This is a genomic window from Epibacterium sp. MM17-32 (genome assembly GCF_022348205.1).
Classification (GTDB): Bacteria; Pseudomonadota; Alphaproteobacteria; order Rhodobacterales; family Rhodobacteraceae; genus Epibacterium.
Genome location: NZ_JAKRFC010000017.1, coordinates 50,578 through 75,243, shown reverse-complemented (window position 1 = coordinate 75,243; position 24,666 = coordinate 50,578). Strand labels below are relative to the sequence as shown.

General features: G+C 56.6%; 20 protein-coding genes and 6 pseudogenes. 23 read left to right on the top strand and 3 right to left on the bottom strand.

Annotated features, from left to right (window positions below; genetic code table 11):
• Positions 1-67: 67 nt before the first annotated feature.
• Complete coding sequence (locus MHM88_RS20220; RefSeq protein ID WP_133840902.1) at positions 68-382, bottom strand: hypothetical protein; 315 nt, start codon at positions 380-382, stop codon at positions 68-70.
• A 132-nt stretch (positions 383-514) separates the two neighbouring features.
• Between MHM88_RS20220 and MHM88_RS20215 the strand changes: the two genes are divergently transcribed.
• Positions 515-1,093 carry a hypothetical protein gene (locus MHM88_RS20215; protein ID WP_040885919.1) on the top strand — a complete coding sequence of 193 codons (579 nt, stop codon included), beginning with the start codon at positions 515-517 and terminating at the stop codon, positions 1,091-1,093.
• Here the strand turns inward: MHM88_RS20215 and MHM88_RS20210 are convergent.
• A complete protein-coding gene (locus tag MHM88_RS20210; protein ID WP_239368556.1) occupies positions 1,087-1,311 on the bottom strand; it encodes a hypothetical protein in 225 nt (74 codons plus the stop codon). The two genes, MHM88_RS20215 and MHM88_RS20210, sit on opposite strands and share 7 nt — an antisense overlap.
• Before the next feature lie 316 nt (positions 1,312-1,627).
• Here MHM88_RS20210 and MHM88_RS20205 point away from each other — a divergent pair.
• The 17 genes and pseudogenes from MHM88_RS20205 to MHM88_RS20125 all read left to right on the top strand — a co-directional run bounded on the left by MHM88_RS20205 (position 1,628) and on the right by MHM88_RS20125 (position 19,297).
• Positions 1,628-3,094 (top strand): annotated as a pseudogene (locus MHM88_RS20205) (aldehyde dehydrogenase family protein).
• Positions 3,095-3,220: 126 nt separating this feature from the next.
• Positions 3,221-4,072 carry a carboxylating nicotinate-nucleotide diphosphorylase gene (gene nadC / locus MHM88_RS20200; protein WP_008335572.1) on the top strand — a complete coding sequence of 284 codons (852 nt, stop codon included), beginning with the start codon at positions 3,221-3,223 and terminating at the stop codon, positions 4,070-4,072.
• Between the two features lie 238 nt (positions 4,073-4,310).
• Positions 4,311-4,814, top strand: a complete 504-nt coding sequence (locus MHM88_RS20195) for a thiamine pyrophosphate-binding protein (RefSeq protein ID WP_170848853.1) — start codon at positions 4,311-4,313, stop codon at positions 4,812-4,814.
• Positions 4,815-4,903: 89 nt separating this feature from the next.
• Positions 4,904-5,104 (top strand): hypothetical protein, encoded by a 201-nt coding sequence (locus MHM88_RS20190; protein WP_008335562.1) that lies wholly within the window; start codon positions 4,904-4,906, stop codon positions 5,102-5,104.
• A gap of 11 nt (positions 5,105-5,115) precedes the next feature.
• Positions 5,116-5,640, top strand: a complete 525-nt coding sequence (locus tag MHM88_RS20185) for a hypothetical protein (RefSeq protein ID WP_008335560.1) — start codon at positions 5,116-5,118, stop codon at positions 5,638-5,640.
• Positions 5,612-6,112 (top strand): NAD(P)-dependent oxidoreductase, encoded by a 501-nt coding sequence (locus MHM88_RS20180; protein ID WP_232237205.1) that lies wholly within the window; start codon positions 5,612-5,614, stop codon positions 6,110-6,112. Before MHM88_RS20185 ends, MHM88_RS20180 begins: the two co-directional genes overlap by 29 nt.
• Before the next feature lie 310 nt (positions 6,113-6,422).
• Positions 6,423-6,950, top strand: coding sequence for a MarR family winged helix-turn-helix transcriptional regulator (locus tag MHM88_RS20175; protein ID WP_239368554.1), 528 nt, complete (start codon positions 6,423-6,425; stop codon positions 6,948-6,950).
• A gap of 327 nt (positions 6,951-7,277) precedes the next feature.
• On the top strand, positions 7,278-8,267 hold the full coding sequence (locus tag MHM88_RS20170) for a TAXI family TRAP transporter solute-binding subunit (RefSeq protein ID WP_008335546.1): 990 nt from the start codon (positions 7,278-7,280) through the stop codon (positions 8,265-8,267).
• A 210-nt stretch (positions 8,268-8,477) separates the two neighbouring features.
• Positions 8,478-10,322 (top strand): TRAP transporter fused permease subunit, encoded by a 1,845-nt coding sequence (locus MHM88_RS20165; RefSeq protein ID WP_008335545.1) that lies wholly within the window; start codon positions 8,478-8,480, stop codon positions 10,320-10,322.
• Positions 10,323-10,804: 482 nt separating this feature from the next.
• A complete protein-coding gene (locus MHM88_RS20160; protein ID WP_008335543.1) occupies positions 10,805-12,085 on the top strand; it encodes a Rieske 2Fe-2S domain-containing protein in 1,281 nt (426 codons plus the stop codon).
• A 118-nt stretch (positions 12,086-12,203) separates the two neighbouring features.
• Positions 12,204-13,388, top strand: a pseudogene (locus tag MHM88_RS20155) (alpha-hydroxy acid oxidase).
• 101 nt (positions 13,389-13,489) lie between these two features.
• Entirely contained in the window at positions 13,490-14,428 is a 939-nt protein-coding gene (locus tag MHM88_RS20150) for a PDR/VanB family oxidoreductase (protein ID WP_027246169.1), read from the top strand.
• The gene (locus tag MHM88_RS20145; protein ID WP_027246168.1) at positions 14,418-15,590 is read left to right on the top strand and encodes a Gfo/Idh/MocA family protein; all 1,173 of its coding nucleotides are present in this window, start codon (positions 14,418-14,420) and stop codon (positions 15,588-15,590) included. The genes MHM88_RS20150 and MHM88_RS20145 overlap by 11 nt, the downstream gene beginning before the upstream one ends.
• Before the next feature lie 11 nt (positions 15,591-15,601).
• Complete coding sequence (locus MHM88_RS20140; RefSeq protein ID WP_027246167.1) at positions 15,602-16,594, top strand: ABC transporter substrate-binding protein; 993 nt, start codon at positions 15,602-15,604, stop codon at positions 16,592-16,594.
• Positions 16,595-16,608: 14 nt separating this feature from the next.
• Entirely contained in the window at positions 16,609-17,049 is a 441-nt protein-coding gene (locus MHM88_RS20135; protein WP_008335528.1) for a hypothetical protein, read from the top strand.
• Positions 17,050-17,076: 27 nt separating this feature from the next.
• The gene (locus tag MHM88_RS20130) at positions 17,077-18,012 is read left to right on the top strand and encodes a DMT family transporter (RefSeq protein WP_027246166.1); all 936 of its coding nucleotides are present in this window, start codon (positions 17,077-17,079) and stop codon (positions 18,010-18,012) included.
• Positions 18,013-18,196: 184 nt separating this feature from the next.
• Positions 18,197-19,297 (top strand): annotated as a pseudogene (locus tag MHM88_RS20125) (IS3 family transposase).
• Positions 19,298-19,331: 34 nt separating this feature from the next.
• On the opposite strand, the pseudogene MHM88_RS20120 reads toward MHM88_RS20125, so the two are convergent.
• A pseudogene (locus MHM88_RS20120) lies at positions 19,332-19,436 on the bottom strand (transposase); the annotation flags it as partial.
• A gap of 292 nt (positions 19,437-19,728) precedes the next feature.
• On the opposite strand from MHM88_RS20120, the gene MHM88_RS20115 reads away from it, so the two are divergent.
• The 5 genes and pseudogenes from MHM88_RS20115 to MHM88_RS20095 all read left to right on the top strand — a co-directional run bounded on the left by MHM88_RS20115 (position 19,729) and on the right by MHM88_RS20095 (position 24,381).
• Positions 19,729-20,553: a universal stress protein gene (locus tag MHM88_RS20115; RefSeq protein WP_232237207.1), complete on the top strand. Its 825-nt coding sequence runs from the start codon at positions 19,729-19,731 to the stop codon at positions 20,551-20,553.
• A 265-nt stretch (positions 20,554-20,818) separates the two neighbouring features.
• Positions 20,819-20,973: pseudogene (locus tag MHM88_RS20110) on the top strand (integrase core domain-containing protein); the annotation flags it as partial.
• A gap of 71 nt (positions 20,974-21,044) precedes the next feature.
• Positions 21,045-21,948, top strand: a pseudogene (locus tag MHM88_RS20105) (IS3 family transposase); the annotation flags it as partial.
• A 45-nt stretch (positions 21,949-21,993) separates the two neighbouring features.
• Positions 21,994-22,704: an IS6 family transposase gene (locus MHM88_RS20100; protein WP_008335478.1), complete on the top strand. Its 711-nt coding sequence runs from the start codon at positions 21,994-21,996 to the stop codon at positions 22,702-22,704.
• Positions 22,705-22,941: 237 nt separating this feature from the next.
• Positions 22,942-24,381 carry a hypothetical protein gene (locus MHM88_RS20095; protein ID WP_239368551.1) on the top strand — a complete coding sequence of 480 codons (1,440 nt, stop codon included), beginning with the start codon at positions 22,942-22,944 and terminating at the stop codon, positions 24,379-24,381.
• The last annotated feature ends 285 nt before the right edge of the window (positions 24,382-24,666 follow it).

The following is a 24,666-nucleotide window of genomic DNA, read 5'->3' as shown; positions in this document are numbered from 1 at the left end:
AGGTCGTTCACCATGAAACGTCCAGCCGGATGTCCGGGCCGTGCCGTCGCGGCCGAAAGCGATGACGTCAGCCGCGCTCTTCGAGGGTGATGCTGTAGTCAGGACCAAAGCGCAGATCGCGCCCGTCACCGAACTCGAGATGATGTTTGAAGAGCCCCGGCCATATGTTGAAATATCGCGGCTCTGGCCCGTGCGGGGTGATCCGGGTCGAGACCAGAATGGCTTCCGGCTCGCCCTCGCGCAGGTAGATGCACTGGTAGCGCGGCTTGCCATCGTCCGTGAACCCCACAAGTTCATACCGGCAGCGGAACGCGATGCCCTTTTCAAAAAGGTCTTTTACACCATCGATGGTGATCAGGATTTGGTTGCGCGCTATCGGCATGTTCGGACTCTCCCCACGAGAGCCCTTCTACTTCACGACACTAAGGCCATAAAGTCATATAGAGTCAATACGACATATTGCAGATAAATACATATTGCACGATAGTTGCCGCAACTTTTGCGGGAGAGCGACATGAAGCGACAGATGATGGCAGCTGCAATGGGAGTGATGGCGGTGTTCGGAGCCCCGGAGAAAGCGCGGGCCTATGACGTCGACTGCGCCATCATGCTCTGCATGGCGGGAGGCTTCCCCCCGAGCGCGGTCTGCGCGCGCGCCTATCGCACCATGATCCGCCGCATCACACCCTGGCCGAGCCTGCCGCCCTTCGGGGTCTGCACCTTTGCCCATGTGCCGGCCGAACTGGGCGGACCCGGCGGCGAGGGCGAGCTCGACACCAACTTGCCTGAATACGAATGGCTGAACCGGACCCATGTGATCTGGTTCACCGGTCAAGCCTATAGAGAAAGGGGAGGTGATCGGTATTGGGACTGGTCGCTTCGTTCCTGCGACCGAGAGAACCGCACCTGCCGGTACATCCAGCGGGTCTACCGATCCCACACGCCCTGGCCCGTGACATTCATCTCGGAAAGCGGGCAGGAGATTGCCTTTCCGAGCGGCGGAAGTTCCTCGTACTTCTATTTGCGCAGCATCATGGTCGAATACGGAGACTACGAGGGCACGGTGGGTCACTCGGAGTGGTTCTCCTACTGATCCTGGCTGCTTGGCAGCTTTAGTGAAATCGGCCGTACTGTGATACGCGTGTGGTCGTAACTGTTTGGATCCACAAACTGGCGGCGGCTCACGCTTCCATCATTCCAGCGGTAGTCGGTAAACACATGGGTTTCCGCCGTTCCGTTGATGATAAACCCTTCCTGAAAGGGCCAGGCTGTCTTTTTCTTAATCAATTGAATGCCCAGAAAATAATTCAATCCAAGAGAGTATTTACGCGAATAATTAGTGATCTAATATAGCAGATAGTGAGCGTATGGCGGTAATTTGCTTGCTAGTGGAGGGTCCAATATTTCACTTGAATGTTGGTAGCTTGGAAGGCATTAGTCACCCCAGCCGATGCGCTAGCGATCAGCGGCACCCGGTGGGGGGTGCCTGACAGGGCAGCTAACCTGCGTGCCGCCCGGCGAAAACCTTTCATACGCGCAACGATTTCACTTGGCAGGCGATGGGGTTCATTGGTTGAATATATTAGTAATCTAAGTAATCAAGGGCAATCGCGGGAGGAAACGTCATATGCGCATGGTGAATATGGATGCAAACCATGCTCTCTCTGGTAAGGAGCAGCTGTATTGTGGGGGCGCATGGGTTCCGCCAAGCGCAGGAAATTACGAGGAGACTTTTAACCCGGGCACAGGTCAGCTGATCGGATTAGTGGCTGCGGCGACCCGGGCCGAGGTGGACGTAGCGCCTGCGTGTTTGAAGGAATGGCGTGATGTTGCTCCTCTTGAGCGTGCCAGTATTCTGCAGGAAATCGCGGCTCTCTTGCACAAGCGCGGAGATGAGCTTGCGATGATGGACGCGGCCAATTGCGGCAACCCATATACCGAGGTGCGCGGCGACGCGGCCATCGCGGCGGCCCAGATGGAGTTTTTCGCCGGTCTTGTGACTGAAATGAAGGGCGACACGATCCCTTTGGGGCCGGATCGGGTGAATATGACCCTGCGCCAGCCGCTTAGTGTTGTGGCACGTATCCTGGCGTTCAATCATCCGTTCATGTTTTGTGGCGGTAAAGTGGCGGCGCCTTTGGCGGCAGGGAACGCTGTCATCATCAAGCCGCAGGTACAGGCGCCTTTGTCTGCATAGCGCCTGGCAGAGATTGTTTATGGCCTGATGCCCAAAGGCACATTCAACGTGTTGCCGGGTGATCTAGAGGCAGGTGCTGGCCTGGCCGAGCACCTTGGCGCTGCAAAGGTCACGCTTATTGGCTCTGTGTCGGCTGGCCGGGCTGTGATGCGAAGCGCCAGCGCTACGGGCAAACCTGTACTGCTGGAACTGGGTGGCAAGAACGCGCTGATTGCCTATCCCGACAGTGATCCGAAAAAGATTGCGGACGCGATTGTCGCTAGAATGAACTTTGGCTGGTGCGGCCAGTCCTGTGGCTCGATAAGTCGCGCATTCCTGTACGAGGATATCCACGACGAAGTCATTTCCTATCTGGCCGAGTCTGTTGAAAGATATAAGCCGGGCGTTCCGACGGATCCTGAAACCACGATAGGCACGATTGTCAGCCGTGCGCAGTTCGACCGGGTCATGGGTTTCATTGACTCTGCCAAAAGTGAGGGTGCGCGCGCCGTTACTGGCGGTTATGCGGTCACGGATAGTCCGCTGGCGAAAGGCAGCTTTATCGCGCCGACGATTTTTGCGGATGTAACGCCGCAGATGCGTATCGCCCGTGAAGAGATTTTCGGGCCAGTTCTTGCGGTTCGCAAATGGTCGGACGAAGATTCCATGCTGAACGAGGTCAATGCACTTGAGCTTGGGCTGCCCTGTGCAATTTGGACTCGGGATCTGGTGATGGCTCATCGTACGGCTGCACGCGTCGAGGCCGGGTTTGTTTGGGTTAACGAAGTCGGTCGGCATTTCCTTGGTGCCCCGTTCGGTGGGGTCAAGCAATCGGGTATCGGGCGCGAAGTAGGTATTGGCGAACTGATTTCCTTCACCCATGAAAAGAATGTGCATATCAATCTGTCGGGTCAGTGACCCGGTGCGTAGGTAATGTGCGAACGGGGTCTGGGATCCAAAAGCTTTTTCTGTATTGATTGCTTTGGCCGGGATGAGGCCATCCCTTCCTGCCCCTTTTGCAAACCGATAAGGATCTAAAAAATAATGAGCAATGTTGCGAACGTCCCCGATATCATCCTCGAACCCATGGTTCGGAACGCTATTATGGAGGACCTGGGTGCCGCAGGCGACGTGACAACCCGTTCCGTTCTGCCTGAAGGCACGCGCTACAAGGCGCAAATGCGTGCACGGCAGGACGCGGTTGTTTCTGGGATGCAGGTGGCCTCTCTCGCGTTTCGGCTGATTGATCCCAATCTTGTGGTCGAGACTGTCGTGGCGGATGGTACGGCCTGCAAAGCGGGCGATACGTTGATGCGTATAGAGGGATCGGCGGCGTCGATCCTTGCCGCAGAGCGTGTTGCCCTGAACTTTGCCGGACGGTTGTCTGGGACGGCAACCTTGACAGCGTCCTATGTTCAGGAGCTTGCGGGTACCAAGACACGTATCACCTGTACACGCAAAACCACACCGGGGCTGAAACTTGTCGAAAAGCTCGCCATTTTGCATGGCGGCGGCCACAATCATCGGTTTTCCCTGTCCGATGCGATCCTGATCAAGGACAACCATATCGCAGCGGCTGGTGGCATCAAACAGGTGCTGGAAGCCGTTCAACGAAATGTGGGTCACATGGTCGTGGTAGAGATCGAGATCGACGGTTTGCATCAGTTGGACGAGGTGCTTCAGACCGGGGGCGCAGATGTCATCATGTTCGACAATATGTCGACCGAAGACATGGCCGAAGCTGTAAAGCGCATTGACGGGCGGGCGAAGACCGAAGCCAGCGGGAATGTGACCCTTGGCCGTTTGCGCGAAATCGCATCGGCAAATGTGGATTATATTTCCTCCGGTGCTTTGACCCATTCGGCGGGAACCGTCGATTTCGGTTTGGATTTCTGATCCTCTGAGCCGCTCCAGACCGTCTGAAATGCAAAATGCCCGCCCTTTCGGCGGGCAATGGATACCTATTGCGTACGCCTTTCAAAATGGGGCGCTGTTGCATCAACACTTCATAAGGAAAGGTCAAGACACATGACAGACCACAGGCTGTATCAGGTTGAGCGCCCAGTATCGTCGGATAGTTTGGGGGTGTGGGGTAGCGATGTATTTGCGGATATATTGCGAGGTTTGGGGGTGAGTGAAGTATGTTGCACTGAACCCGGGGTCGAGCTTTCGGGGTTTGCACGACAGCCTTGTGAACCACCTTGGCAATGAAGATCCGCAGATGCTGTTGTGTCTGCACGAAGAGCATGCGGTTGCGATTGCGCATGGCTATGCGAAGGTGGCGGGGGAGCCATTGGCGGTGATCCTGCACAGCAACGTGGGTCTGATGCATGGTACGATGGCGATCTTCAACGTGTGCTGCGACCGTGTGCCGGTTCTGATTTATGGGGCGACGGGGCCGGTTGATGCGGCGCTGGAATCGATGTTGCGTGCGGATGTAATCGCGTGGAGCGAACCGAAAGGCCCGACCTATGTGAACTTCGACGTGTCGATCCAGGAAAAGCAGCACGAGAAGGCACCGGAGTTGCCAGATTTTGCGCGTTACCAGCCGTCGCCTCCGGCGGCACCCTCGGCCGAAGGAGTGGCGCGGGCGGCAGATCTGCCGAAGAACGCCAAGGCGCTGGGGCGAAGGTTCTGACGGATATCCGGAACGGGGCGTCCTTCCCGACGGATCACCCGCAGCATCGCGGCAAACCGGCCTTCTTCATTGACGATGCGGCGGGCGCGGTGCTGCGCGAGGCGGATGTGATCCTGAGCCTGGACTGGCTGGATGTCGCGGGCACGCTGAAACTGGCGGGCGATGTGAAGGCGCAGGTGATCCAGGCGTCGCTGGATTATCAGCTGCACAATGGCTGGGGGATGGAGCATCAAGCGCTGCCTGCGGTCCGGATGTTGCGATGCATGCGATTGCCGATGCTCTGGGTGTAGGGGCGGGCGAGATGCCCGGTGATTTACCGATCAAACCTGCGCTGAACGCCCCCGATGCAGAGGTTGAGCTTGATATCATGACGCAGGCCGGGGCGCTTGGCGAAGGTCTGGAAGGTGTCTGTGCCAGCTTTGTGTGTTTGCCGTTGGGCTGGGCGGGCGAGGCGTGGCACTTCCGTCACCCACTGGACTTCGAGGGTTCGGATCGTCTGCGGACCGAAGGCTGGGAGGTCGTTCGCGGCCCCCAGATCACCCTAGGTGTTCCGCTGCGGCTGACGGAGGAACAGCGGCAGGCGCTGCTGTCGGACGTTGCTATCATCGTGGTCAGTTCGCGGTCGGGGCTGAGCGACGCGGATCTGGACGCCTCGCCACGGCTGCGGGCGCTAGTACTTCCAACGATCGGGGTGGGTGCGGGAGATCTGGGAGGCCTGTGCCGCGCGCGGTCTGATCGTGACGAATGGTGTAACGCCCGAGAACTTTTTGGGGATGCCCGAAGCGATAGGGATGCTGATGCTGGTGCTGCTGTACCGGCTGCATGAATCCGAGCGCCTGCTGCGCGAGAATGCGGGCCGACCGCAACAGATATTTGCGCGGATGGTGCGAGGCCGGGCGATCGGATTGATCGATTCGGGGCGGATAGGACCGGGTGATCGAGCGACAGTTGGCGTTCGAGCCGGCACAGATCCGGCACAGATACTGGTGCACGATCCGTTCCTGATACCGGACACCGCACCTACGGGCGTGGGGCTGGTGAAACGCGCTGAGCTTCTGGCCATGTGTGATGTTGGTGAGCCTCCATGTGCCGTTGAACGCGCTGACACGAGGAATGATCTGCGAGGCCGAACTGCGCATGATGAAGCCGGATGCGGTGTTAATCAACACCTCGCGCGGGGTTTCATTGATGAGGATGCGCGGGTGCGGGTGATGACAGCAGGACACCTAGCCGGTGCTAGGCTAGGCGTGACGGAAACCGAACCGCTGCCCGCCCGCTGCGCGGCTTCGACCGGGTGATCCTCCCCCCGCATATCCCGGGACACACCATTGAGCTCTACACCGTCTTGCCCGACATCTTCGTCGAAAACGCAACACGCATCAAGCGCGCAGAAACCCCCAAATCGAAAAATATGGAGAGAAAAAATCGAAAAGTTGTAAGCAGGGTTTGCTGCAAGATTTACGTCGGTTTGCGCGCACCGCATGTCACTAGCTGTAAAAGTAGTGACATTGTTGAGGCTTGCATCTTCGTAAGATGACAGGGATAGTCTCGGACCTGTAGAAGCCCAGAACTGATTTTGGGCAATAGATGTTTGTGGTCTGAGCATACATGAACGAAAAATCTGATTCCGCGTTGAAAGACGACGGTTTGACCCAATATGACGAGCGCATTGCTCGCTTGGTACGTCTTGCGGCAAGAGGGTTTAACCGTGCGTTGCAGCTGCGGTTACAGACGCAAAATGTGACTTTCGGGCAGTGGATATTCCTTCGAATCCTTTGGCAGGAAGATGGTTTGTCGCAACGAGAGTTAAGCGAAAGAGCACATCTGACAGAGCCTACTGCGCATACTGCACTCAGCCGAATGGAAGAGCTTGGATATATTGAACGCCGCAATGTGGCTGGGAACCGTCGTCGTCAGCATGCTTTCCTCACGGAAAAAGGTTGGGAGTTGCGGGAGCTCCTGGAGCCTTTGGCACACGAAGTGAATAACGCCGCCATCAGAGGCCTGAGTGGTGCCGAAGAGAAAACATTGCGCAAGGCCCTTGCTGTAATGATTCGAAACCTCGAAGATGATGAGGAAAAAGCTGCTTTGAGCGGTGTCCGCGTCCCACCGACCAGAAGTAACCTTGGATCCTGAAGGTCTCTTTAGCTTCATCTGCGATAGCCGGGCCTTTTAGGCTCGGGTGATTCCGTTGGGCTACTTCCGCTGAGATGTATGGTTTTGGGGAAGCTCTGAGAGAGTTCGGAATAGTCTTGTGCTAGGCCTTGGGCGTGCTGCAACCTTATGTGAGTAGGGGTTTGGATGCTCTGCGAGAGCGTTCAAGCCATTCGCAGTTCTTAACCTAAATTTTTGGACGGTGTCTCGGTTTCGATCATGGTTGACGCAAAGTTCGGTTTTTAATAATGATCTATAAGATAGATATCTAAATTTAGAAATCTATGATAATATGACAGGGAGGAAACCATGAAAAAGCAAATCAAGGCTGCCGTTGCGGCGCTGAGCATCTCCGTTATCGGGACCGGCGTCATGGCGGACAGCGTCAACGTCACGTTGTCCGGGGGGAGTCCGTCAGGTCTTTGGTCGCTGCTGGGCGCAGGGATCGACCGGGCTGTGAAGGTTGACGATGCAAGCGGTGTCGTGACCTACCAGGCCACTGGTGGCGGTTTCGCAAATATCGGTCTGCTGGGTGCAAACCGGACCGATCTGGGTCTGGCCCATGATGCAGAAATCAAGCTGGCGCTAGCGGGTGATGAGCCGTTCAAGGCGCCCATCGAGAACCTTCAGGCAATCGGGTACATGTACAACTGGGCCCCGATGCATTTCTTCATCAAGAAGTCTCTTGCCGAAGAGTATAACATCGACAGCATCGACGACTTGGCGAAGTCGGGCGCTGCAATCCGTGTGGCGAACAACAACGCAGGTAACATCGTGGCCAATATTGCCACTTTCATGCTGGAAGAAGCAGGCTATGACGAAGGAACGATTGAAGCGAATGGCGGCGTTCTGGTGCGTGGCGGTTCGTCCCAGCAGGCAGACCTGATCAGCGATGGCCGTACGGATATGGTGATCAACGGTATCTTCGTTGGGCACTCGTCGTTCCGCAAGGTTGATGAAGGCAACGACGTTGTTCTGCTGAGCGTGCCTCAGGATATCATCGAAAAGACCAATGAGCGTTTTGGCACCGGGACCTACGTCATTCCCGCCGGAAACTATAAGAACCAGACTTCCGATGTTATCACGCTGGCACTTGGCGCGATGGTAATCACCTCTGATGCCTTGCCCGAAGAAACCGGTTACATGCTGGCCAAGAGCATTGCCTCGAACATTGATGAAATCCGCGGCGTTCATAACGCAATGAAACAGCTCTCAACTGAGTTGCTGGTTTCGCAGAGAACGCTGCCGTTCCACCCGGGCGCGAAGCGCGCCTACATGGAGCTGGGGCTTCTCAAGTAAGCCTTCGGAAAACAATGCCGGTGCGCTGACCAAAGCGCACCGGATTCGTTTGCAAGAGTGCCTCTGTCGTGCTCTGGCCGTGCTGATCACGGGCAGTAGGATGATTTTGCGCACTCAAAGCTGACCAAACCTCACAAACATGGAAATGGTGCCAGCATGAATTTCCCTTCTCTTACCGAAACTGGACGCCGTCGGAAGCTAGAGCCACCCATGCGGACCGTCGTCATGGTTCTGGCCGCGGCGTTCGCGGCATGGGTGATTCACTCTAATCTGTTCATTATCGCAGACCCGCTCATTCAGGGGATCCTGTTCGTATCCGGGATTTTCACGATTCTCTTCTTGGCGATTGGTGCAACCGCGAAAGCGCCAGATAGCATTCCATTTTATGACTGGATGTTGTCTGCGCTCAGCTTGGCCTGCGGGATTTACTTCTATGTAAGCTCTGGCGAGATTTCGGACCGTATCAGCCTGCTGGACCAGTTCACGACGGATCAGTTGTTCTTTGGGTCGTCACTGCTGTTCCTGACCATCGAAGCCACGCGCCGGACAACTGGCTTGGGGCTGACAGGCGTTGTGATGCTGTTCCTGATTTACAACCTTTTTGGCTATCTTCTGCCGCCGCCGTTCGGGCATCGCGTCAGCGAGTTCAGCTATCTGCTCGATATTCTGATCTTCACCACAGATGGGTTGTTCGGTGTCCCGCTTCAGGTTGTGGCAAGTTACGTCTTCCTGTTCGTGATGTTCGGGACTTTCCTTGCCAAGGCTGGGGGAGGGGACTTCTTTTTCAACCTGGCGGCTCTGGTCACCGGGGGCGCACGAGGCGGCCCTGCAAAGATCGCCATCATTTCGTCGGGTCTGTATGGAACCATGTCTGGTAGCCCAACCTCGGATGTTGTGGCCACGGGGTCCATCACGATCCCGGTGATGAAGCGCTTGGGCTATAAGGCCCGGTTTGCGGGTGCGGTTGAAGTTGCGGCGTCCACGGGGGGCAGTGCCATGCCGCCGATTATGGGTTCGGCTGCCTTCATCATGGCAGAGTATTCGGGTATCTCGTACAATGCGATCGTGCTTGCCGCGCTTATTCCTGCGTTGCTGTACTATATGGGCGTGTTTACCCAGGTGCACTTCCGCGCAGTGAAATACGATCTGCGGCCTTCTCAGGATGAAATCCCGACGACGAAGGAAACGTTCAGAACCGGCTGGGTTTTCTTGCTGCCCATTATCGGGATCATTGTGGCGCTGATACTTGGCTATTCGCCGACCTTCACCGCAGGTGTCGGTGTTCTGGTGACAATCCTTGCGTCGATGATCCTCAAGCAAACGCGGATGTCGTTGTGGGCAATGGTGGAAGGCCTTGGCACAACCACCCTGCAAATTTTGCCTGTCGCTGGGGCATGTGCTGCTGCTGGTCTGGTTATTGGTGGCCTGTCTATGACAGGATTGGGGATGAAATCGGCTAACGTGATCCTGACGGTCAGTAATGCGCAGCCGCTGTTGACGCTAGTGATTGCTGCTGTGGTGACCATTGTGCTGGGCTTGGGTATGCCGACTCCGAGTGCGTATATTCTGGCGGCTGTGCTTGTCGGCCCCGCTCTTTCCAAGCTGGGTTTCCCTCTGCTGCCGAGCCAGATGTTCCTGCTCTACTATGCAATCCTGTCTGCTCTGACGCCGCCAATCGCTGTGGCTGCAATCGCAGCGTCTGCGATTGCTGATGACGATCCATTCAAGATCGCATTCTCGGCTGTGCGGCTTGCAATTGTTGGCTTCCTTCTGCCGTTCGCTTTTGTCTGGAACCCCGGCATCGTTCTTGAGCTTGGTCCGTTGGCAAATACGCTTGCTGTTATTGGTGCCGTTGCTGGTGCTCTTGCAGTCTCGGCGTCAATGGAAGGCTTTATCAAAACCCAGCTCAGCTCGTTGGAGCGAGGTCTCCTGACGATTTTTGCAATTGGCGCGGTTAGCCCGTACTTCGCGGTCTCAATTGTGTGTACCTTGCTTATCATCGCTCTGGTTGGACGACAGGCCTTGTTGAAGGAAGAAGTCCCCGCAAGCGGGTAACGTCAGCCACGTGTAATGTGCTGAATGCGAATCCAAAGTGGCCGCCAGGTTTGGCGGCTACTTGCCGTTTTGACTGAGAGACGGAAAAGTTTCAGGCCGCGTCTTTGGTTCCAATCGCGGTCTGTTCGGATGACTGTCTGCGGGCTTTTTTGCCCAAGAGGTTATTGATCAAAATACACTTCGGTGATTCTGATCGATGCAGGGAGCTGCGCAAGCGGGGTGTACGAATCCCGAGGCCATAGAACAACCAGAGAGGAACCGGCAGAGCAGATCTGTATGAACACAAGGCCCGATCATGCGCGGAATAATACCAATTGCTCGCAAACCCATAAGTAGTTTTATTTACGTGGGTTTTTCTTACTTGTGAGGTGAAGGGAATATCGCTCTGACCATTGACAGACTAAACTTAGAGAGCTAAGAATAATGGCGTTTCCCAATAAAATTTCGCAAATTCTGATGCGGCGACCTGTGGAGGAGATTCAATGCTTACACCTGAAGAAAATGAACTGCTGACGCGCGTGACCGGTGATGCACCGATGGCACGTCTTATGCGTCAGCACTGGACCCCTGTATGCCTGATTGAAGAAGTGGAAGAGCCCGACGGCAAGCCGCTTCGTGTTGAGGTGCTCGGGGAAAGCTATGTAGCGTTCCGCGACACCAAAGGGCGTCTTGGCCTGCTTGATGAACTTTGCCCGCACCGCAAGGCATCGCTGGTCTATGGCCGGAACGAAGAATGCGGGCTGCGGTGTCTGTATCACGGGTGGAAAATGGATGTTGATGGCAATGTCGTTGCCATGTCTTCCGAACCCGAAGGTAGCCCCCTTATGGATAAGGTGAAGCATCGCTCTTATCCTGTGAAAGAATGGGGTGGTTTCGTTTGGGCCTGGCTGGGTGACAAAGAAGATATGCCTGAATTCCAGCCGCCGGCGTTTGCCCCGCGCGAGGATTCGGCGATCGCTATCCTTAAAATCCGCATTCCCGCAAACTGGGCGCAGATCCACGAAGGTCAGATCGACAGTGCCCACTCGTCCTCGCTGCACTCGTCGGACATGGTTCCGGCCCGCGTGGAAGGTGCTGCTGCCGATGAAAAATCCTGGTACCGTCCCTCGACGGACAAGTCTCCGCGTATGCAGACAGAGACAACCAGCTACGGGTTCCACTATGCTGCAATCCGTACGCCGATCAAAAACGCGGCGACCCATAACTATATCCGTGTGACCGAATTTGTTGCGCCCTACTATTCGTTGATCCCACCGAACAACAACTATCGTGTGGCGGCCGTTATCGTGCCGATCAATGATGAAGAGACCGCGTTCCACTTCATCGCTTGGGATGGCCCGAATGTGCCGTCGACCGAAGAATGGCGCAAGTTTACCCATGCTGTTCCAGGAGTGGATGTTGACGACAAGTGGCGCTGCCTGCGGACTGTCGAGAACGACTTCTTGCAAGACCGTGATGCCATGAAAGAAGGTAACTTCACTGGGATCAAAGGTATTCCGAACCAAGATATCGCCATGTGGGTGTCGATGGGCGCGCGCGTTCAGCGCCATACCGATGTGCTTGGTGCTTCGGACCTGGCTATCGTCGAGTTCCGTCGCTTGATGGCGGATGCCGCCAAGAAAGTGGCAGAGGGTGGCAAAGCAATCGGCACCGATTATGAAATCCCGCAAAGCATGATCAACTCTCATGAAGGCGTTTATCCGAAAGATGTGGATTGGCGCACCTTGCTGAATACTTCGGGCAAAACAGCCGCAGCTGAATAACCGGTCCGACGTTTGCAAACAGATCCGCCCGGGGCCGCATAGACCTTGGGCGGATTTTGATTCTGGCCCTGAGCATGGTTGGTGGCCATGTTGAAATTGGCAGGAGGCAGGAGGCCGGATGCGGCAAGAAGTAAACATCGAAGATTTTCGCACCCGAGCCAGGCGGAGTTTGCCCCGTGTGGTATTTGATTTTCTGGATGGTGGTGCCGAGAGCGAAATCACGCTGCACAGGAACCGTAGCGCATTTGATGATATCCGACTCAAGCCACGTATTCTCAAGGGTGGGGATGTCGATCTCTCTGTCACGCTGTTCGGTCAGAAGTATGCGGCGCCTTTCCAAATCGGACCAACCGGCCTGAACGGGCTTTATTGGCCAGAAGGGGACTTGCACCTTGCAGCCGCAGCAAAGCAGGCCGGGGTCGCATTTACGGTTTCGACAGCGTCAAACACGACTATGGAAGAAATCGCGTAGAAAAATAATTGGCCACTTTGGTTTCAGCTGTACCCATGGGGCAAAGAAGCATTTTCCAATGCATTGATCGAACGGGCGTCGGCTGCGGGCTACAGTGTTCTTGTAATCACTGTCGACTCGTTGGTGGGTGGCAAAAGAGAGAGGGATTTGCGGCATGGTTTCGCGCATGAAATCCGCATGAGCCCCTCTGTCGTATTGGACGGATTGTTGCATCCGAGATGGTTCAAATCCGTATGGCTGAGCCAACATAGGCCGCGACTGCAAAATCTGGCGGCCTTTTAGGGGGATGATGTCAGCGACAAGGCGCTTGCCGAATTTACGCGGGCGCAACGAAACCCGAATTTTTCCTGGGACGATGTAAGGCGTCTTCGGAAGCTGTGGCAGGAGCCACTTGTGATTAAGGGGATCATGTGTGCTGAGGATGCAATGGCCGCACAACGCGAAGGCGCTGATGGGGTGGTTGTTTCCAACCACGGTGGCAGGCAGCTTGATGGAGCTCCGGCGACGATTGAAATTCTTTCAGAGATTGTGTCCGTCTTGGACCAACATATGACAGTTTTGCTTGATGGTGGTGTTCGGCGCGGCAGTGATATCGTCAAGGCGCTTGCGTTGGGGGCGGACGCTGTGCTGCTGGGCAGGGCACCTCTTTACGGCCTGGCGGCGCGGGGGCGTGCGGGGGTTTCCAGCGCGCTTTCGATTCTCGAAGACGAGATGCGCAGGACCATGATTTTTACGGGATGTCATGGCGTTTCGGACCTGTCTGAAGCAGGGGTTGTCATGTCGGCCAAGGATATTGGCGGACGAGAAGACCGTTTAGGGCCAAATATGTGATTTCTAGACACAATTAGCGCGTGGCTGGGCGGTGCGTCCAGTTGACATCTTGAACTTAGCTATCTAATTATATTTCGGAAGCGAACGGACGGGAGGACCCCATGGAGCAGATCAAAATGCGCGTCGAAAAACGGCGCGATCTGACACCTACTATTGCAGAATTCACTTTGGCTCCGGTTGGCGGCGAGTCCCTGCCAGAGTTCAACCCAGGTGCACATATCACGATCGAGACACCATCGGGTGCTATGCGCCGATACTCTCTGGTAAATGATGGGAGCGACCCAAAAGAATATGTGGTCGCCATCAAGCGAGAGCCGCAGTCGCGCGGGGGGTCTGCCTCCATGCATGAGCAAGCTGTTGTCGGGACAGAGTTGAATATCGAGCACCCGGAAAACGATTTCCCGCTGACGGATGTGCAGAAATACCTCTTGATTGCCGGCGGTATCGGTATCACGCCAATCTATTCGATGGCGCGTTATCTGGATAAGAAAGGTAAGATGCTTCGGATCATTTACGTAAGCCGGAGCGCGGAAGAATCGGCCTATCTTGATGAGCTGATGAAAGATTTCGAAGGCCGGATCATCGTGCACCACGATGACGGCGATCCGAACGCTGTCTATGATTTCTGGGACGATCTGGTGACGCCGCGCGCGACCCATGTCTTCTGCTGCGGACCCAAACCGCTGATGGAAGAAATCAAAGCTTTCTCGGGTCACTGGCCCGAAGGCCGTGTCCACTTCGAGGATTTCAAGCCTGTTGATGTGGTTCGTCAGGATGACGTTGCTTTCGAAGTCGAGCTGAAGAAAAGCGGCCAAACGGTTACTGTTCCTGAGGATCGTTCTATCCTCGAAGCACTGCGTGATGCTGGCTTCGCAACAAGCAGTTCTTGCGAAAGTGGCACGTGCGGTACTTGTAAAACCCGCCTACTGGAAGGCGAGGCAGATCATCGTGATATGGTGCTGATGGAAGAAGAAAAAGGCAGCCAGATCATGATTTGCGTTTCGCGCGCCAAATCCGGGAGGCTGGTTCTTGACCTCTGATCCCGTTCGTCTTGGCGTGGCGGGGCTTGGGCGTGCTTTCATGCTCATGGTGCCTTCGTTTGATGCCGACACCCGTGTGAAGCTGACGGCTGCCGCCGCCCCAAGGGAGGAAAGCCGCGACGCATTCGAAAAAGAGTACGGTGGCACAGGGTATGCCACCGTCGAGGAATTGTGCGCAGACCCTGACGTTGAGGCCATTTACATTGCGACGCCGCACCAGATGCATGTGGATCATGTGTTAGCTGCGGCGCGCGCGGGCAAACATATCCTTGTCGAAAAGCCGTTGGCCGTTTCGATGGAGGATGCCGAAGTAATGGTGTCCGCAGCCAAGGAGGCTGGGGTGCATTTGATAGTTGGGCCGAGTCACAGTTTCGACCCGCCGGTTGAATTGGCCACGCAACTTATTTCCAGCGGAAAGTTCGGTCAGTTGCGCATGATCCAGGCCTTTAACTATACGGACTTCCTCTATCGTCCGCGTCGCCCGGAAGAGCTGCGAACCGAAGAGGGTGGGGGCGTGCTGTTCAGTCAGGCGATCCACCAGATTGATGTGGTTCGCAGGCTTGCCGGCGGCATGGCCGAAAAAATTTATGCCATGACGGGCGCATGGGATCCCAAGCGCCCGACCGAGGGCGCATTCACTGCACTGATGAATTTTGCCGGGGGGTGTGTCGCGAACATGACGTACTCGGGCTATGCGCATTTCGACAGTGATATCTGGATGAACAATGTCGGAGAGCTTGGACAGCGTAAATCAGAAGGGGCTTACGGTGGAGCAAGGCGTGCTTTGCTGGATCTCAACCCTGATGACGAGGTCCGGCTGAAAACTACACGAACATTCGGCAGCGGCACGACGATTGAGGCTGAACATAACGAACATTTCGGTCCGGTGATCGCGCTTTGTGACCGTGCCGATCTGCGACTGACCCCGGATGGGATAGAAGTGTTCGGTGACACCGAACGCGGCTTTATCGAAGCCAAATTCGGACCGGCACCACGCAGAACCGTTCTGGATGCGCTGGTGGATGCCGTGCGTCATAACAAGGCCCCCGACCAAACAGGGGAATGGGGGCTGGCAAGCCTGGAGGTTTGCCACGCGATCTTGCAATCCGCAGAGACCGGACAAGCGGTCGATCTTCAGCGGCAATGTAAAACAAATCACTAGGAGCCGACAGGATGAGCAATCTCAAACTTTCCCTTGCAATGGGTAACTATGACCGCACACGGGCAATCGTGGATGGGCGTGTTCAGATCGACGGAGTAGACCCGGTTCCGATGCTGTTGTCGCCGGAAGAAATGTTCTTTCGCGCGTTCCGCCACGAGGCTTTCGATATCAGCGAGATCTCGCTGTCGTCCTATTCGATTTCGGTTGCCCGAGGGAATCCGCATTATGTGGCAATCCCGGTCTTCCTGAGCCGTGCGTTCCGTCACACCTCTGTCTATATCCGCACGGACAAAGGGATTAACAAACCAGAAGACCTGAAGGGCAAACGTATCGGTATCGCCGAATATCAGCTTTCAGCTAACGTTTGGGTGCGTGGTATCCTGGAAGAGGAATATGGCGTTAAGCCCTCGGATATCATCTGGGTGCGCGGCGGCATGGACACACCCGGCCGGCCTGAAAAAATCAAGGTTCAGTTGCCCGATGACATTCGTATGGAGGAAGCCCCAGAAGGTAGCACGCTGAACAGCATGCTTGAAGCGGGTGAAATTGATGGCTTTATCGGGCCGCGCTGGCCGCGTTGCTTTGCTGAACGTCATCCGCATGTTGGGCGACTGTTCGCAGACAGCATTACAGCGGCGGAATATTACTTCGAGAAAACCAAAATCTTCCCGATCATGCACGTACTGGGCGTACGCCGGAGCCTGGCAGAAGAATACCCGTTCTTGCCCGCGGCATTGCTCAAGGCATTTACGCAGTCAAAACGGTTGGCCGAAGAGGCCCTTTCGGACACATCTGCCACCAAGGTGACGATGCCCTTCGTGGAGGACAATCTCAACCGTGTCCACGCGCTGATGGGGGATGACCCTTGGAGCTATGGCGTCAGTGGAAATGCGCATGTGCTCAACAAGTTTTTGGACTACCACGTAAGCCAGGGCTTGTCGCCGCGCCGTGTGGAGATCGAAGAGCTGTTCCATCCGTCGACCCTGGAAGCCTATAGCCTGTAAGAGGAATGCCGAGAATGGAAGATTATCAACCTGGCGACATTGTTGAGATCGAAACATCTGCTGGTTTGGCTTATGTGCAGCTTACGCATACGCATCCCAGCTATCCCCCGGTCGTGAAGTTCTTGAAAGGCCCATTCCAGAAACGGCCCGAAGCTGTAACCGTTCTGGCACGCGAGGCCTCGCCCATCGCGATGGTGCCTTTGAGTGGTGTTCTGAAAAAGCTCGGGCTGAAACACGCCCGGGTGGGTACGGTTGAAATTCCCCGTGCTGAAAGGGAGTTCCCAATTTTCAGAATGCCCATTCGGGATAAGAAGGGCGAGATCATTTACTGGTGGTTCTGGGATGGCAAGGGGCTGACATACACGACAGAGCTTATGCAGCAGCAGGAAAAGCTGCCCATGCGTGAAATCATGTCGGCAGAACGCTTCCTGGATCAGCTTGTCGCGGATGAATAGCGCCGCTCTTGTTGCCCGATTAGACCAATGACTGCTGGCTTTGGTGGTCTGATGGCCGCGTTTGGTGCGTTTTGTTATGCGCTTAGCTCGGTCGCAATTGCCAAAAGCTCTCAATCCGCCCAAGGGCGCGGGAATGATGTTCTGCTGTCAGTGTTGATGACAGGTTTCGTTTCCGGTGCCCTTTGGCTGGTTTGGGGGCCAGAGCTGCCTTCTGTTAGCCAGCCCGTACTGATCGGGGTGGCCTATTTTGTGCTGGCGGGTGTTCTGGGGAATGTGGTTGGCCGCCTGACGTTGTTTCGGTCGGTGGAGCTGGCTGGCGCGATCGAGACAGGCTTCATCCGGCGTCTGATTCCTGTTTTTGCAGCGATTTTCGCATTTCTCCTGCTTGGAGAGGTGATTACGACTTCTATTGTGATTGCGTTTATTCTGGTGACAGGTGGCGTGTTGATCATGATGACTCGCAAGTCCGCCAAGGCGGTATCGACCCTGGTCTCTACGGAACCTTCGCCACAGGACAGGACCAAGGGTCGGGTTTTGGCGCTTGGCTCTGCTGCGGGTTATGGTGGCTCCTTCGTAGCGCGCAAACTCGCGATGCAGACCTTGCCTGATCCGCTGGCCGGGGTGTTCATTGGTGCGTTGACGGGATTGGTATGGTTCGTTGGGTGGGGGCTTTTTCGATTGCGTGGCCGGGTAGGGCTTTCATGGAGGTTGCATAAGCCAAGCGGGTGGCAATTGCTGGCTGGTGGTGCGATGACAATCGGACAAGTCGCACTGTTTTTCTCGTTGATGTTCACCAGTGTGACCGTCGTTGCCATCATGTCATCTATCGAGATGTTCTTTGCAGCCTGGCTTGCTGGGCATATCTTCAAAACCGAAAGACGGCCTGGCCCCAGGTTCTACATTGCGGCTGCTCTGGCTGCGACGGGGGTCATCATCCTTGCGATTGCTCCGACGCTTGAGTGAACGCCGAGGGACGGTCAGCTATGTGAAAGGTTGCTGATCAGCTTGTCCATCGCCGCAAAGAAGACGGTAAGTTCGTCTTCGTCAAATCCCTGGGATGCTTGATTTGTTGCAAGGCGGGCCGCCTGCATTGATCCTCGCACACTGAAGTGGTCCGCCGTTATGTTTAGGAAAATGGAGGATCAGAATGGCTACGAAGAGACACAAGCCGGAAGAGAATGTCACGAAGCTGCGGCAGGTTGAAGTGCTTGTCGGGCAAGGCATGTCCCGGGTGGATGCGATCCGCAAGGTTCGCATTACAGAGCAGACTTATTATCGCTGGCGCAAGCAGTACGGGGGTATGGGAACCGACCGGCTCAGGGAACTGAAGCGCCTCCAGAAAGAGAACGAACGGTTGAGAAAACCCGTCTCGGATCTGACGTTGGACAAGCTGATCCTGGCGGAGGCGCCAAAGGAAAACTTCTGAGCCCCGCTCGCTGCCGTGCCTGCATCGATCACGTCCGCACCCGGTTCCATCTGTCAGAGAGACGCGCCTGCCGTGTCCTGGGGCAGCACCGATCCACACAGAGGAAAGTGCCGCATGGCCGTGCCGATGAGGAGCGTCTGGTCGCGGACATGATCGAACTGGCGCGGCAGTATGGCCGCTACGGCTATCGTCGGATCGCCGCTTTTCTGAGACATGCGGGCTGGGAGGCGAACGACAAGCGGGTCGAGCGCGTATGGCGGCGAGAGGGGCTGTAGGTGCCAATGAAGCAACCGAAGAAGGGACGGCTCTGGCTGAATGACGGATCCCGTGTCCGGCTGCGCCCTGAGTATCGCAACCACGTCTGGAGCTATGACTTTGTCCACTGCCGGACGCTCAACATCCTGGACGAGCATAGCCGGGAATGCCTAGCGATCAAGGTGAAGCGCAAGCTGAACTCGGATGACGTGATCGATGCCTTGAGCGACCTGTTCATCATGCGGGGTGTGCCGTCTTACATCCGGTCTGACAACGGCCCGGGGTTCGTGGCTCAGGCCGTTCAGGATTGGATCAGGGCCGCCGACGCCAAGACTGCCTACATCGCGCCCGGGTCACCTTGGGAGAACGGCTACTGCGAAAGCTTCAATGCCAGGTTCCGCGATGAACTGCTCACGGGAGAAGTCTTCTACGGCTTTCGGGAAGCGGAAATCCTGATCGAGCAATGGAGGAAACACTACAATACCAAACGACCACATAGTGCCTTGATATCGCCCACCCGCCCCGGAAACCATCGCTCTGATGGACCCGAGACCGGTCATGCACTAACAATCAAACCGGACCACGCAGGTGGGGCTGATCATGAACTGATCCCATGCTCTCGGCACACAACCGCCTTCGAAATGTCGCTCTCCTGCTTCTTCAGGATCGCGATGATCTGTTCTTCGTTGAACCGTGATCGCTTCATTCTTCCGTCTCCTTCGTTGGGACGGATTCTACCTCAAAACGGAGGAGGAAACGGGTCTCAGGTCAGACATTCCGTTCCTCGACGAGATTGAAGCGAACAAGAAAGGGTGATCAAGCATCCTGCACTCCTCATGAAGCGGAATGTAGGGCTTGTATCACCAGGGGACTGGGCAGCTTGCTTGCCCAGTCTTTTCTTTGTCGGGATGCAGGGCGTGTACTGTTCCTCATAAAATCATAGACTTCTAAGATTGTGATTGCTAGTTTGCCTATGAAGTTCGAATTGTGAGGATAAAATGAGCATCAAGAACATCCTTATTGCACATTCCGGTAGCGCAGGCTTCCCAAGCAGCGTTAAGCACGCGGCAAAAATCGCCGCAAAGCACGATGCATGGCTGACTTGTGTCTATGGGAACGCATCCTCGTATTTCGAGCATGTTCTTGGTTTGACAGAAGATCTTCTCGACAAGCTTGGCAGTGCAAGAAACGAGAAAATTGCAGCAGCACGTGATCTGTTCCAACAGGCGGCTGCCGAGGCAGGCCTTGCAGAGCGGTCCCGCTTTATTATGCCGAATGAGATTGGCAAAATGAACTTGCCAGAGCTGGCGCGAAATTTCGATTTTGTCGTTACCGGCTATCATTCCAACCTACCAACAGATGAGTTTCGGGTCGTCAGCCCGGATATGATCTCATTGCAGAGCGGCCGACCCGTTCTTGTGGTTCCGAATGGATATTCTACGGATCAGCTTGCATCGCATGCACTTGTCGCATGGGACGGAAAGCGTTCTGCGGCCCGGGCGCTCAACGATGCAATGACGATCCTCGAGGAAAAGCCGCGTCGGGTGACAATACTAAGTGTTGGGTCTAGCTTTCCGAAAATGCCGGAGGGGGCGGATATCTTGACGCATCTGAAGCGTCATAATGTCGACGCAGAGCATGTTATCCGTCCAAAAAGCAAGGGCGGTATCGCCGAGGTTATTCAAGAGACGGCCAGAGAACTGGACGCAAAGTTAATCGTGATGGGGGCGTACGAACATAGCAAGTTCTCTCAAGACCTTTTTGGTGGTGTCACGCATGAGGCAACGAGGACCAGTAAAGTTCCGGTTTTTATGTCTCACTAGTACCCTGGCGAGGTATGTTGAGGATTGGTGTCGCTTCCTGCCGGGAATAGTTGTCAAAACTTCGTGGCGGGGCATGGCAATATCAATCACCGCCAAAACGGGCTCGGCCTGTGCAATACTGTTACCGGCCATGGTCGGTCTGCCTTGCGGTGTAGTTTGTGCAAAACCACTGTAGGGACCTGAAACCCGGCTATGATCGCCTACTGCGCAATCTGTGGGCTCCGCAGGCAATCATAGCCTTCAATCAGCGCTATTCCGAAGGTGTAACGGAACGGAGTTCACCAGCCGGGCCATCCTGAGATGGGCCGACCACAATGCCATTCCCTGCACTACATTGACCCCGGCAAGCCACGACAGAATGCGTTCATCAAGTCATTCAACGGCAGCCTGCGTGACGAACTTCTGAATGAGGAGATATTCGACATGACCTGCCCCCCGCGAAATCCCTCACCGTGATGTAGAGTCTGCGCCAACTCTGAAGGAGCAGACACATGCGAAAGAGCCGTTTCACCGAGGCGCAAATCATTGGGATGATCAAAGAGCAGGAGGCCGGAATGCCGACGGTCGAGGTATGCCGCAGGCATGGCCTGAGCACCGCTACGTTCTACAAACTGAAGGCCAAGTATGGCGGGATGGAAGTGTCCGAGGCTGCAAGGCTGAAAGCGCTTGAGGATGAGAACGCCAAGCTCAAACGCCTGCTGGCGGACACCATGCTGGATAATGTCGTGTTGAAAGATCTTTTGGGAAAGAACTGACGACATTGATCAAGCGGTGAGAGGCAGCGCTCCGGGTGATGCGGGATCATGAGATCTCGCAGCGCCGGGCGTGTCGGCTGGTCGGTGTCGATCCCAAAACAGTTCGGCGTGAACGCCCGCCGGACTATGCCGAGATACGCAAGGAGATGCAGGAGATCGCCGGTAAGCGGCGCAGGTTCGGTTACCGCCGGATCGGCTTGCTGCTGGAGCGCAAGGGCATGACCATGAACCACAAGAGCTGTATCGCATCTACCGCGAGGAAGGGCTGTCCGTGAAAAGGCGGCGCGGTCGCAAGCGCGCACGTGGGACGAGGACGCCGATGCCGATCGCGGGACAACCCAATGCGCGGTGGTCCCTGGACTTCGTGTCCGACAGCTTCGGCACCTCGCGGAAGTTCCGGATTCTGGCGGTGATCGACGACTGCACGCGCGAGTGTTTGTGCCATGTAGCAGACACGAGCCTGTCCGGCGCACGGGGCGCCCGGGAGCTCAGCGCTCTGATCCGGATCTACGGTAAGCCCGGCTGCATTGTCAGTGACAATGGGACGGAGTTCACCAGTCGGGCCATGCTGAAGTGGGCAGATCAGAACGAGGTGCCGTGGCATTACATCGATCCGGGCAAGCCGCAGCAGAATGCGTGGCATTGCCAAGTTGATCACGGGGTTCCGTCGGGATAGGCGGTCATCATGAAAACCGTGCCGACAATTCGACGCCTGAAGGGCTTTCGTTTTCCCCGCGAGATCATCTCCTATGCCGTCTGGGCTTACCATCGGTTTGCGCTGAGCACGGCAGATGTCGAGGATCTGCTGGCCGAACGCGGCGTGATGGTCAGCCGGGAAACCGTCCGGAACTGGGTGAACCGGTTTGGCCGCCATTTCGCCGATTGCATCAAGCGCGACAGGCCGGGCGCCAGTGACAAATGGCACTTGGATGAAGTCGTTGTTCCGATCAATGGCGTGAAGTTCTGGCTTTGGCGGGCAGTCGACGCGAATGGGAATGTGCTCGACATTCTCGTGCAAAAGCAACGTAATGCAAAGGCCGCCAGCCGGTTCTTGAAGCGGCTGATCGACCGGTTTGGCGCGCCGCGGGTCGTGATCACCGACAAGCTGCGCAGTTACATCAGGCCGATCCGCAACCTCGTGGCGAATGCTGATCATCGGGCGCACAAGGGCTTGAACAACCGGATCGAAGGATCCCATCGGCCAACCCGCAAGCGAGAGAAACTCATGGGGCGGTTCAAGTCACCCGGACAGGCTCAGAGATTTCTGGACGCACATGACCAGATCAACATGTTCTTCCGTCCCCGCCGCTATCGTCTTACCGCCACATCGTACCGCCACGCCCGATCCGATGCCTTTGATCTTTGGAACGGCTACGCACTCGAGATGACCGCATGACGGGCGCGGAGCAGGCCGCATTCAGCCGGGTGCAAATAAGTTGGCAATGCCCGCGCTCGGAATACCCGTCACGGAAGCTGTGGGATAAGTCCGTCCGGGGAAAGGGGAACCTCGGCCTTAAGCCGATTTGTGCATCAGAGCCCTTGACACTAATAATTAGCTATCTATGTTTTTCCCGGCGATGGTTCCCCGGAAGAGGAGCCGGATTTCATCGCTGCATCAAACTGGAGGAAATTCATGTCACGGACAGCCAATTTGGTCGGCCCGCGTTCGCGGACCGGAATGGTGGTGCTTTGCCTCGCTCTGACCGCGGGCTTCGCCCCGCTCGCGTCGGCGCAGGAGCAGCCCGCCTTCAACGAACATGCGGGAACCCTGCCGGACGGGACGGCATGGCTGATCCGCGTGCCCGAGAACTGGAATGGTCGACTACTCAGGGATCTGGATTTCGCCAGCAACGTTTCGGTCGCGTCAGCGGTCCAGCGGTATGACGACCTGCTCGGTCGTGGCTATGCCTTCGCCGGGCTCGCCCGGCACCCGCTGCGCCTGTGGCAATACGATCCGCAGCGTGAAATCCTGAATCTACAAGCTGTTCAGGACATTTTCACGGACCTGGAGCGCGCTCCTGACATGGTGCTGCAATACGGCTGTTCTGGCGGAGGGCTCGACAGCCTCGCTTCGGCCGAGGATTACCCGGACAGGATCGACGGTGCCGCCGTGCTTGCCGCCCATACGCCGGTCTGGATCATGAGCAGTTTCCTGGATGGCTGGTTCGCCATGCAGACCCTGCTGGGCGAAAGCTATGAGGCCGCTGGGCACGGTCCGGCCAGCGATCTCGCCATCGTCGGCCTGCCCAATGCCGGAGCGGGTGGCGAGCGCAGCCTTGACGCGATCCGTGCGTCCTGGATGGCCGCCATCGAAACGGCGGGCGAAAGCCCGGAGGGCCGCGCGCGGCTGGCGCTTGCCTTCGCCATCGGACAGTGGTCGCCGTGGATGGTCGAGGGGACCGAACTACCCGACACCGCGGATGCCGGCGCCATGGCCGACATGATCGTGGCCTCGGCGCTGCGCATCGGCGGTAATGTTGGCGGGTCCTCGCGGCTTCTGTTCGAAAACGCCGCATCGGGGCAGCAACTTTCCGGGAACGAGGGGGTCGACTATGCCGCCTTCTACCAGAATGCCGCACCCGCGATGGCGCGGACGGTTGAGGCGCTCTACGAACAGGCCGGTTTGGACCTTCAGGCCGACATTGCCAGGATCGACGCCGCCCCCCGCATCGCGGCCTCGGATTATGCGCGCGATTTCTGGGCCGCAGACGGGCGCACGACGACCGGCGATCTGCAGGTTCCGGCGATCCGCATCCACATGCTGGGCGACTGGGCCATTCCCTACACGCTGATGGAAGGCTACGGCGCGCTGGTGCAGGAGCAGGGTACCGGCGATCTGTATCGGCAGTCGCTGGTCCAGGGCACGGGCCATTGCGAGTTCACGGCTGCCGAAAGCACGGCCATCGTCGAGACCCTGGTCGAACGGATCGAAACGGGCGCCTGGCCCGAGACATCGCCCGAGGCGCTGAACGCCGCAGCCGAGGCGCTGGAAACCGGGAGCGCCCCCCGGTTCATCGAACACGGTGATTGGCGCGTGGCAGCCTATAACCGGCCCTGGGTTCCGGCAGAATGAGCCGATGGGGAACTGGCGCTGCGCCGGTTCCCCCACAGGTCCGGTGGCGCAAGTCATTGGTGGACCGTCGCCAACGCGCAGTGGGCATCTCTGGCGAGGGCAAGTGTTCCCATGTCTGGACGACCCCTGCTGCGCAAGCTGGGAATTGACGCGCCTATGCCGAAAGCAGTCATGTCTACGGCCTTTGTGGTGCGGTCTAGCCGCTGGCCCAGATGAAGTCCGCGGATCGGGTCCCAATCAAAATTGCGCGCTTTCTGCGCCTTGACCCCCTGGGGTGTCCCGATC